This is a genomic window from Acetatifactor sp., assembly GCF_982438285.1.
The window spans coordinates 1-8554 of the sequence record NZ_CEWDFQ010000110.1 but is presented as its reverse complement, the minus strand read 5'-3'; the positions used below and the strand labels follow the sequence as shown (position 1 = coordinate 8554).

The following is an 8554-nucleotide window of genomic DNA, read 5'->3' as shown; positions in this document are numbered from 1 at the left end:
ACACCGGCGTGGGACTCTACAACATCAACAAACGCATCAAGAATGTATATGGCAACGCCTACGGACTGCAAATAGAAAGCGTCCACGGAGAATGGACGCTGGTAAAGGTTTTACTGCGGACGATGCCGGAGTAAGAATGAACCCGGCTTACTTCCGGTACATCCGCAGCAGTTTTCTGTAAAAAATGATCTGTCTTAGGAAATGACTTTTATGCTCTTTTCGGTGCGGTCATAGTAATAGAGGCTGTCAGACAAAATTTCTTCAGGCTCCGTTTGAGATCCGTTGATCTCCTCTACCATTTCTTTCAGCCTCCGGCCCCAGTCCCCGCCTTTGTCTGCCAGCAGTATCACCTCATGCACCGAGCTTGGCAGAATGAAAAAATCAGCCTGCTCTTTCTCTGCCAGCTCCTCCAAAACCCCGGGATAAAGCATACAGGCGGCGCCAAATGCCCGCTGTCTATTTGTAAGCACCCGGAAGGGCATTTTCTCATAAAGGGACCTGCGGGCAGCTTCCTCCTGATCCTGTTTTTCACCGCACTCCTGCATAATTTCATCTATAGAGCTGCTCACCCATGGAAACAGTCTGGGGGTATTTTCCTGGGCCAGCAAAAAAAGCTCCTCCACAGTGGTCTGCCACATTTCCATATGAGAATTATGCACCAGAATGGTTCCCATGCCCAAATCATCCCCCTGATAGGCGTAATAAAAGCTCACCGCCATATCCAAATGGGGAATATAAGGAATATCCTCCAACAGCTTCCTGTTTTTTTCTGCCGAAATCAGGCGGTAACAGATTCTGTCCCGCACCCGCTCAAAGCTTTTAAAAAACGCCATGTTCAGATTTTTCCCACGCATATCCTGTTTATAAATGCGTACAACATTCTCTATGATTTCAGAAAGAGAAATCCCATTGTTATACGCCTCCCAAAGCTCCTCCAGATAGATGGTGGGACATATATTGTTCTGTTCCGATAAAATGGTCATTCCCTGCATGATCACGTCATTGTTTTTGCGTACTTCCTGAATTTTAACCTTATATTCCGCGCCCAGAATTTCCTCGACCTGCCGCTGCACATACTGTGCAAATTCTTTGATTTCCATATGCTCCTCCGTAATTTCTCCATAGCAGAGGCTTTGCCGCCCTCATATGACAGATGTCCGAACAATATGGAGAAATTTTCCCCTTATTCACAAACAATGGATACTCCTCTTTGGAGGTATCCCTATGTTAAAAAAGACAACAGGAAGGCTTGGCAGCGCCTGCCTGTTGTCTCACAAGCCAATGACAGAAAAATCCAATGCGGCAGATTATACGCGGGACAGGTATTCTCCTGTTCTGGTGTCAATCTTAATCTTGTCCCCCTGCTCCACAAAAAGAGGCACGGAAACCGTCGCTCCGGTTTCCACCGTTGCCGGCTTGGAAGCGCCTGTAGCGGTATCTCCCTTAAAGCCAGGCTCCGTTTCGGTAATCTCAAGCTCCACAAACAAAGGGGGCTCCACGGAGAAAACGCTCCCATTGTGGGAACATACCTTGCACATCTCGTTTTCTTTTACAAACTTCAGCGCATCTCCTACGGTCTCACTGTTTAACGCAATCTGATCATAGGTCTCCGTATCCATGAAATAGTACAGATCACCGTCCTCATACAGATACTGCATATCCTTTCTGTCAATCCGTGCCTGAGGGCATTTTTCAGTGGGTCTGAAGGTTTTCTCAACCACACCGCCGCTCTTTATGTTCTTCAGCTTCGTTCTCACAAATGCTGCGCCCTTTCCGGGTTTTACGTGCTGAAATTCAATAATCTGATACACATTATTATCTAATTCAATCGTAATACCGTTTCTGAAATCACCTGCAGAAATCATAGTTTACAGTCCTCCTAAATTTTCACGTTATAATTCTCTACTAGTTTAATATATGGACGCGCATTTTTCAACTGTTTTTGAAAAATTTGTTCAATTCTTATCTTCGGATTGAGGCCACCGCTTCATTGGGAATGACAAACTCCACTGTTCCCATATACATGGGCGCCACATCCCCTTCGTTAAAGCAGATCACAATATTGCCGTTCTCATTCAGGTAAAAGGAGGTCTCCTGCGTAATGGCATGGAAGCTGAAGTCCTCCACCCCTTCCGGCACATCTTCTTCATCTACCCAGTACATCACCGATTCGTCCGCCGCCATCTGCTCTCTCATCTGCGTCTTGATATTTTCACTGATGGGCGTAATATAATCCGCTCCCTCCGTAAAAAGATCCGCAAGCTGCAGGCGTTCTCCCGTGTTCAGATCAATGGTATAAAAATAATTCCACTCCATTCCGCTTCCCGCTCCCTGGTAGCAGATCAGCTTCAAGGTAAAATAATCCTCACTGGTGCTTACTACCTCAGAGGTTACCATCACATTCTGATAGCCCTGCTCCTCTTTCAGACCGGCCTCAAACTCCGCAACATAACGGTCTGTCAGCTCTCTGATTTCCCCATTGATCTCCTCCGTTGTCTTTTTGAGCGTCTCCTGTTTTGCACTTTCCTCCGGCAGGCTCTCCGCATCCGCCACCAGCTCAGGGACGGTAATATCCGCTTCATTTCTATCATCCTCATACTGATAGTCTCGGAAGGTTACAACCTCCACCAGTCTTCCTACAATGGGAATTGTGCTCATGGCGTGGGCAACGCTTTGGGAGGTGTTTGGCAGCACAATAAACAGCGCCAGAGCTGCCGCCGCAGCTGCCCCGGCCCTTGCCATACGAACCCTTTTGTCTCTTCTCTTTTTGCGCTTTGCTTCCTCTATCCGTTTCTTTAAGGACGCTACCTGCTGCGTCGTCATACTGTGCTCCTGATACTCATTTTTCATTTCTTCTATCTTCTCATAGTCGCTCTTATTTCTTTCCATACGCCGCGCCTCCTCTCTTTTTTGTCAGTTGTCCGACAGCTCCAGCCTCAGCTTTTTCAGCCCTCTATACAAACGGCTTTTTACGGTATTCACATTCTCGCCCAATACCTCTGCAATTTCACTCAGCTTCATGTCCTCGAAATACTTCAGCTGGATCACGGCTTTATCCTCTCCTGGAAGGCCGTTCAGGGCTTTGTACAGATCAAAGTCACTATAAACATCCTCTCTTCCTTCTTCTCTGGTCTGTTCCTCATAAGACAGCTGTTTTTCCTTCTTCAAAAACCGGAATATCTCATTGAGCATGATCCGGTACACCCAGGTTGACGCATATTCCACATTTCTCAAGGAGCCGCTGTGAAGTATTGCTTTATAAGCGCCATCCTGTACAATATCTCCGGCGTCCGCCTCATTGCGCACATAGCTGTAAGCCAGCCGGAAATAGCTGTTATAATTATGGAGCAGAATTTCCTCCACCTTCTGTTCTTTTCTGCCTTTTTCCGGAAAAAGCATACTGCTGGCACACCTCCTTCTTTTGTTCTCTGATGATTAGACATTTCTGTAAAAGAAAAAGTTTCCCCTTTATAAAAAATTTCCGGCAGCTGCCGCTTTTCTACAGCGGCAGCTGCCGGAAGAATCAGCCCTCTTCGTTAAAATGCAGAAGAAAGTCAATGGCCGTAAGGTATCCCTCCAGTCCCTGTCCGTAAATCTGCTTCTGGCAGACCGGCGCCGTGACGGAGGTTTTTCTGAATTCCTCTCTCTTTGTGATATCCGAAATATGTACCTCCACCTTCGGAATAGACACGCTTGCCAAAGCGTCGCGGATGGCATAGCTGTAATGGGTATAAGCTCCCGGATTGATCACGATTCCTTCCGTTCCATCAAAATATGCCTCCTGTATCCTGTCAATAATAGCCCCCTCATGATTGCTCTGAAACACTGTAATCTCGCTTCCTGTCTTTTCTCCCTTATCCTGCAGAAGCTTTAGCAGATACTGGTAGTCCTGGGTTCCATATACATTTTTCTCCCGGATTCCCAAAAAGTTCAAATTGGGGCCGTTTATCACCAACAGCTTCATTCTTTTCATCCCTTCTTTCTCAAAATCCTTCAGCTTCTGCTGAATCTGGTCCAGAATTTCCTCTATTTCCCGTCCGTCCACCGGAATCGTAATATGAGCGCATGCCTCGTAGGATGCCCTTCGTTCCTCCATCAAGGCCCTGATCCTTGAAAGGGGGTCCTCCCCCTGAAGCAGCGGTCTGGTTTTGTCTCCCTTGAGTCTTTCATAGACTAACTGGGGGCTGATTTTTAAATAAACCACCGTTCCGCACTGGCGCAAAAGACTTCTGTTTGCCGGATTGACAGGCATCCCTCCCCCTGTGGAGAGAATCCTGGCGCCGCTTCGTTCCCTAAGCTCCTCTAAAAGAGCCGTCTCCATCCTGCGAAAGGCCGCCTCCCCTTCCTTCTCAAAAATCTCGCTGATGCTTCTTCCTTCTTTTCTCTCTATCAGCTTATCCGTATCCTCCACCGGCATGCGGAGCCTGTAGGACAGCTTCAGGCCCACCGTGGTTTTCCCGCAGCCCATAAAGCCGATCAGAATTACGTTTTTCCCCCGGTTCATTGGTTCATTGCCTCCATCATTTTCTCAAAGGCCCCATCTGCCAGCTCTTCTCCGATCTGTATTCCGGTCCAGAGCTCATAAGCGATGATTCCCTGGTAAAGCAGCATCCGGGAACCATTGTACGCCTTTCCTCCCGCAGCCTTTGTCAATTCCATAAACCTTGTGACAGCAGGATTGAAAATCAGGTCATACCCCGTATGCACTCTCTGGTAAAAGTCCTCTGCCTCAATGACTGCCTGCCCGTTCTTCGGGTACATTCCCACATTGGTGGCCTGTATGCACAGATACCTCTCGTCCCCCGGAAGGCTTCTATAGTCAGAAAGACCCATGGCAAAAACCTTGTCCTTTCCCATAAATCCGTTAACGGTACGGGCGATTTCCTCTCCATGCTCCTTGGTTCTGTTCAATATGACAATACGCCCGGCGCCCTTTTCGGCCAACAGCATGGCCACAGCCCTGGCAACGCCTCCCGCCCCCAGGATAAGCACCTTTTCCCCTTCTATTTTTACGCCGTCCCGGCACATAGCTCTGTAGAGTCCCGGCATGTCCGTGTTATATCCTTTGAAGCCTCCTTCGCACCGCACCAGCGTGTTCACAGCTCCAATCTGCTTTGCAAGGCCGTCCAGCTCCTTTAGAAAAGGAATTACCTGGGTCTTATAGGGAACCGTCACATTCAATCCCTTAAGATTTAAGGCGTATGCTCCCCGCACTGCATCTCCCGCCATTCCCGAAGGCACAAGGAAGGGCACATACACCAGATTTTCCCCTGTCTTACAGGCCAGAAAGTTATGAATCACCGGAGACAAGGTATGCTCCACAGGGTTTCCCAAAAGCCCGCAGGTTCTGGTAAAGCCGTTGATCTTCGTCATGACGTACGCTCCTCCTTTTTTCTATGGTAAAAATAAAGCACAATTTTTTCCAGTCTGCGCTTTAGGATAATCTGAATTTCCTCCTTGGGGTGAATGGGCTTTACCAGATAAGTCTCGATTCCAGCCCTCTTTGCCCCCCACACATCGGTAAAAAGCTGATCCCCTACAAAAACGGTCTGTCCGGGATTGGTGCCCATCCGTTCCATGGCCCGCAGATACCCCTCTTTTCCAGGCTTTCCCGCCTTAAAAATATAGTCCGCACCCACCTGGGCACTGAAGCTTTTGACCCTGGGCTCCTTGTTGTTGGAAAGCAGAAGGGTTTTCAGCCCCAGGCCCCTCAATCTTGCAAACAGCTCCACAGCCCTTTGATCCGCCGGTGCGCCGTGGGGCACCAGCGTATTGTCTATATCAAAAATAAGGCCCCGGCAGCCCTTTTCATACAGCCGCTCATAGTCGATCACATAGGCTGAGTCCGCCTCGTTGTCCGGATAAAACCGTTCCAGCATATTGAAACCACCTTTAATTTCTGTATTTATCATAATGCCTATTATCGTGATAACAAACATTATGATAGCAAGTAAGAGGCGTACTGTCAATCAAAAGGTCGGCCCTCTGAGGAATGGAAAATGCCTCAAAATAAGCCTCCTCCATGGGAATCCACCGTCTGGTAAAGCTTTCCAGAGCCGCCTCTCCTCCCCTTTGCAGTATACGGCTTCGCTGAACCTCCCTGCTGACATTGGAAAAAATCCGAAGATTCATATAGTCTCCCAGCTTGGGATGGCAGCTGTAGGCTCCCTCCACAATATAAAGCCCTCCTCCCGTCACTGTGCGGTTTTCTCCAAGGGTCATTGTTTTACAGTCAAAGGCTCTGTAGGAAAAGTCCCTTTTTCCCTTTAGGTTTTCCAGCACCTCCTCCCGGAACCTTTCATAGTGCACATTCCCGCCGGGGCTGGAAAGCCGTTCCTTGGTCCGAAGCTCTTCTGGCAGAAAAAAATCATCCATGTGAATCACTCCAGCCCCTGTCTCCTTTGCCAGGGCTTTGGCAAGCGTGGTCTTTCCCGACGCGCAGCGGCCGTCTATGGCAGCCACATACACTTCCTGGGAACGGGCATTTATCACGTCCAAAATTCGTTTCAGATTCTGTTTTATATTTTCCTGCTCTATGTTTTCCTGCGCACTTATCGTCCCCATGGCTGCCTCCCTGGGTTCTCCTCTTTCTCTGCTGCAATCAGCTTCACAGCCTCCTCAATATATTCCGACAGTCTGCGGCTTTCATGACCCACAATTTTAGCATGACATTTCTGCATGGGAATGAGGTACAGTCTTGCGCTGCTTTCGGCTATGGCCTGGGCCATCTTGGGGGTAATCTCTCCCAGCATAGCGTCCGCCATCACGATTCCCATCGGACCCACGATCACATCTGCCTTCCTGCTGTTTACCACTACTGCGTTTTCCCCTGTGGCGCCTTCCACATTTCCACCCTTCATCATATTAGCCGTAGCGGCCGCATTGGTGCCCACCGCCAACAGCCTGGCCTTTGGCAGCTTCGCTTCCAGAGCCTCCACCAGACACCGGCCCACGCCGCCGCCCTGTCCATCCACAATCATAATTTTCATACACACCTGCTTCAACACCTTTTCATCCTTTTCTTTCATCCTTCTTTTCCATTTATAGCACTAAACCATGGTTCTTTTCAACAAAATATTGACAAATTCTTCTGACCGTGTATGATAAAAGATAGAATAAACAGGAATGAAAAACGCCACGAAGGCTTGTGCTCTTTCGAAAAAGAGCTTGGTTTTCGTGGCTTTTTTTGTGTCTAAGCGCCGCCGGACACAGCATTCCTTTTGACAAAGAGCGGCGCAGAATGGAGAAATTATATGAACAAGCTGACCCTTGCAAGAAAATCAGTGATCACAGCCATGTGCATTGCGCTCTGCATTGTACTTCCCACAGCGCTGCATGCGATTCCAAACGCCGGCACCCTGCTGTCCCCCATGCACCTTCCCGTTCTTTTATGCGGTTTGGTGTGCGGCTGGCCCTTCGGGCTTTTATGCGGCATTTTAGGGCCTGTACTGTCAAGCGTGCTCACAGGAATGCCCGGCATGGCCATCCTCCCCTCCATGATTTTGGAGCTGGCGGTCTACGGCTTCCTCTCCGGGCTGCTCATGAAGCTTATCCATACAAAAAGCCTCACCCTGAACCTTTACCTCAGTCTCATCGCCGCCATGCTTGTGGGCCGCGTCATCGCCGGTGCAGCCAGGGCTCTCTTTTTCTCCGCCGGAAATTATTCCTTCGGCCTGTGGGCATCCTCCTATTTTATCGGCACCCTTCCGGGCATCATATTACAGCTGATTCTGATTCCGGCAATTTATCTTGCCCTGAAAAAGGCCAGACTTATCGAAGCTTAATCACATGAGGAGCTAAGAACATGGGCATGTCTGTCACAAAAGACTGAATGCCCACAGATTTTTGATCTGATACTCCAGAGTTTCATAATCCCACAGCTTTTCACTGCGCTCCCTGCTGTAGGGGTCATTTACCACAATCTTTCCATCCTGTATCCCCACCAGCACAATAAAATGTCCTGTTGTAGTGAAATCCCCGGGGCGCATACTGCAGATAATGGGTGAACCTTCCTCTAATCTTGCAAAAATCAGGTTTTTACCCAGCCCGATCTCCTCTCCCCGGACGCCAAAATCCGGCGCTCCTTCCGTCATCAGGCTCCACATGGTGCCCACACCGTCCTGATAATAGCCCCTTTCCATAGCATAATCAGCCACTACATTGGGAGGCGCGTCCCCATTTTTTCGAAGGGCTGTAACCACCATAGAAAGACAAGTGGGCGCACAGCCCGACAGTGCAATATTATTGTCCCCATAGGGCGCATATCCCCAGCGGGCGTCATACTGCAAAAGCAGCGGGAAATCCTGGGACAGCTCTTCCTCTGTCAGTCCTCCCGTCACACTGCCGTCGGAGGAAAGATATCCCTCCACAAAGGAAAGCAGCTCCGGATTTTTTCCCAGGGCTTCTAAAAGCTCCGGCGGATAGCTGTCCTCTTTCGCATAAATCTGCTCCAGTTGTTCCTGTTCTTCTTTGCTTCCAAAGGGCCAGGAAAGCTTTGTGAAAGCACTCAGCTCCTCCCCCAGCCCCGTTTCCCACACAAGCCGCCCCAAAACCC

The 8554-nt window shown here is 49.1% G+C and carries 11 protein-coding genes and 1 pseudogene; 1 reads left to right on the top strand and 11 read right to left on the bottom strand.

Annotated elements, in window-relative coordinates; genetic code table 11:
• Positions 1-194: 194 nt before the first annotated feature.
• The 10 genes and pseudogenes from AC1WIP_RS07215 to AC1WIP_RS07170 all read right to left on the bottom strand — a co-directional run bounded on the left by AC1WIP_RS07215 (position 195) and on the right by AC1WIP_RS07170 (position 6989).
• Positions 195-1100 (bottom strand): DUF5688 family protein, encoded by a 906-nt coding sequence (locus tag AC1WIP_RS07215; RefSeq protein WP_481141213.1) that lies wholly within the window; start codon positions 1098-1100, stop codon positions 195-197.
• A gap of 207 nt (positions 1101-1307) precedes the next feature.
• Positions 1308-1865 carry an elongation factor P gene (gene efp / locus AC1WIP_RS07210; protein ID WP_481141212.1) on the bottom strand — a complete coding sequence of 186 codons (558 nt, stop codon included), beginning with the start codon at positions 1863-1865 and terminating at the stop codon, positions 1308-1310.
• 97 nt (positions 1866-1962) lie between these two features.
• Positions 1963-2889, bottom strand: coding sequence for an RsiV family protein (locus tag AC1WIP_RS07205; RefSeq protein ID WP_481141211.1), 927 nt, complete (start codon positions 2887-2889; stop codon positions 1963-1965).
• Between the two features lie 24 nt (positions 2890-2913).
• A complete protein-coding gene (locus AC1WIP_RS07200; RefSeq protein ID WP_481141210.1) occupies positions 2914-3399 on the bottom strand; it encodes a sigma-70 family RNA polymerase sigma factor in 486 nt (161 codons plus the stop codon).
• 124 nt (positions 3400-3523) lie between these two features.
• Positions 3524-3964 carry a type II 3-dehydroquinate dehydratase gene (gene aroQ / locus AC1WIP_RS07195; RefSeq protein ID WP_481141215.1) on the bottom strand — a complete coding sequence of 147 codons (441 nt, stop codon included), beginning with the start codon at positions 3962-3964 and terminating at the stop codon, positions 3524-3526.
• A gap of 90 nt (positions 3965-4054) precedes the next feature.
• Positions 4055-4417 (bottom strand): annotated as a pseudogene (locus tag AC1WIP_RS07190) (shikimate kinase); the annotation flags it as partial.
• Between the two features lie 83 nt (positions 4418-4500).
• Entirely contained in the window at positions 4501-5373 is an 873-nt protein-coding gene (gene aroE / locus AC1WIP_RS07185) for a shikimate dehydrogenase (protein WP_481141209.1), read from the bottom strand.
• The gene (locus AC1WIP_RS07180) at positions 5370-5879 is read right to left on the bottom strand and encodes a YqeG family HAD IIIA-type phosphatase (protein ID WP_481141208.1); all 510 of its coding nucleotides are present in this window, start codon (positions 5877-5879) and stop codon (positions 5370-5372) included. The genes aroE and AC1WIP_RS07180 overlap by 4 nt, the downstream gene beginning before the upstream one ends.
• Positions 5880-5892: 13 nt before the next feature.
• Complete coding sequence (locus tag AC1WIP_RS07175) at positions 5893-6564, bottom strand: uridine kinase family protein (RefSeq protein WP_481141207.1); 672 nt, start codon at positions 6562-6564, stop codon at positions 5893-5895.
• Entirely contained in the window at positions 6552-6989 is a 438-nt protein-coding gene (locus tag AC1WIP_RS07170; RefSeq protein ID WP_481141214.1) for a DUF3842 family protein, read from the bottom strand. The genes AC1WIP_RS07175 and AC1WIP_RS07170 overlap by 13 nt, the downstream gene beginning before the upstream one ends.
• 264 nt (positions 6990-7253) lie before the next feature.
• Here AC1WIP_RS07170 and AC1WIP_RS07165 point away from each other — a divergent pair, with 264 nt between their 5' ends.
• Entirely contained in the window at positions 7254-7784 is a 531-nt protein-coding gene (locus AC1WIP_RS07165; protein WP_481141206.1) for an ECF transporter S component, read from the top strand.
• 33 nt (positions 7785-7817) lie between these two features.
• Here the strand turns inward: AC1WIP_RS07165 and AC1WIP_RS07160 are convergent.
• The coding region (locus AC1WIP_RS07160; RefSeq protein ID WP_481141205.1) for a C39 family peptidase at positions 7818-8554 on the bottom strand (737 nt) is incomplete at its 5' end.

Excerpts from the sequence above, each read along its gene's own strand:
- AC1WIP_RS07215 (WP_481141213.1), bottom strand. The coding sequence starts at position 1,100 with ATGGAAATCAAAGAATTTGCACAGTATGTGCAGCGGCAGGTCGAGGAA.
- efp (WP_481141212.1), bottom strand. The coding sequence starts at position 1,865 with ATGATTTCTGCAGGTGATTTCAGAAACGGTATTACGATTGAATTAGAT.
- AC1WIP_RS07205 (WP_481141211.1), bottom strand. The coding sequence starts at position 2,889 with ATGGAAAGAAATAAGAGCGACTATGAGAAGATAGAAGAAATGAAAAAT.
- AC1WIP_RS07200 (WP_481141210.1), bottom strand. The coding sequence starts at position 3,399 with ATGCTTTTTCCGGAAAAAGGCAGAAAAGAACAGAAGGTGGAGGAAATT.
- aroQ (WP_481141215.1), bottom strand. The coding sequence starts at position 3,964 with ATGAAGCTGTTGGTGATAAACGGCCCCAATTTGAACTTTTTGGGAATC.
- aroE (WP_481141209.1), bottom strand. The coding sequence starts at position 5,373 with ATGACGAAGATCAACGGCTTTACCAGAACCTGCGGGCTTTTGGGAAAC.
- AC1WIP_RS07180 (WP_481141208.1), bottom strand. The coding sequence starts at position 5,879 with ATGCTGGAACGGTTTTATCCGGACAACGAGGCGGACTCAGCCTATGTG.
- AC1WIP_RS07175 (WP_481141207.1), bottom strand. The coding sequence starts at position 6,564 with ATGGGGACGATAAGTGCGCAGGAAAACATAGAGCAGGAAAATATAAAA.
- AC1WIP_RS07170 (WP_481141214.1), bottom strand. The coding sequence starts at position 6,989 with ATGAAAATTATGATTGTGGATGGACAGGGCGGCGGCGTGGGCCGGTGT.
- AC1WIP_RS07165 (WP_481141206.1), top strand. The coding sequence starts at position 7,254 with ATGAACAAGCTGACCCTTGCAAGAAAATCAGTGATCACAGCCATGTGC.